Annotated in this window: 1 pseudogene; it reads right to left on the reverse strand. The window is 66.1% G+C overall.

The features are described from left to right. Window positions 1-109 precede the first annotated feature (109 nt). Window positions 110-594, reverse strand: a pseudogene (locus tag AC08OJ_RS19680) (IS6 family transposase); the annotation flags it as partial. Window positions 595-684 lie beyond the last annotated feature (90 nt).

Raw genomic sequence — 684 nt, forward strand, 5'->3', positions numbered from 1 at the left:
CGTCGGTGACGGCTGGTAGTAGATCGCAAACCGGGGTGAATCGGCCTGGCCTGTCCGGGGACGGACGCACCGGGCAACCAGCGACGGGTGAGGGTCGGTCGGAGTCGTGCTTGAGTCGTCCGTGGTCGGCTTCGATCCGGTTGTTCTCCCGGGCTGCGTCGACATGGCAGGCCTCGGGAGCGGCTCGTCGAGGCTCCGCGGGTAGGCCGGGGCTTTGTCGGTAGTGACCTCGACCGGGCGGCGCCCCTACGGCGGCGCCCGGATGAAGAACTGGCAGGCAGTCGCCTGGTCGCGGCGGGTACTGGTGAGAACGTCGATGACCTGGCCGTACTGGTCGACCGCCCGGTACAGGTAGGTCCACCGGCTGGCGATCTTGACGTAGGTGTCGTCGACATACCACCTGTCGCCGGGCCGGGCCAGCTCGACCAGCAGAGGCGTAAGGCGCTGGGCCCAGCGGTAGATCGTGACGTGATCGACATCGAGGCAGCGTTCGGCGAGCAGCTCCTCGACATCGCGGTAGGACAGGGCGTATCGCAGGTACCAGCGGACAGCGAGGAGGCGCGCTCGCGCGGCACGTGGTTGGTCACGGCGCAGAGCTTGCCTGATCGCATCGCTGCTTCCTCGGAAATGCTGACGAATCCGCCGTTGATCTCAACGAATTATCTTTGAGGGATCAACACACTG

Source organism: Frankia sp. CgKIO3 (assembly GCF_977946435.1).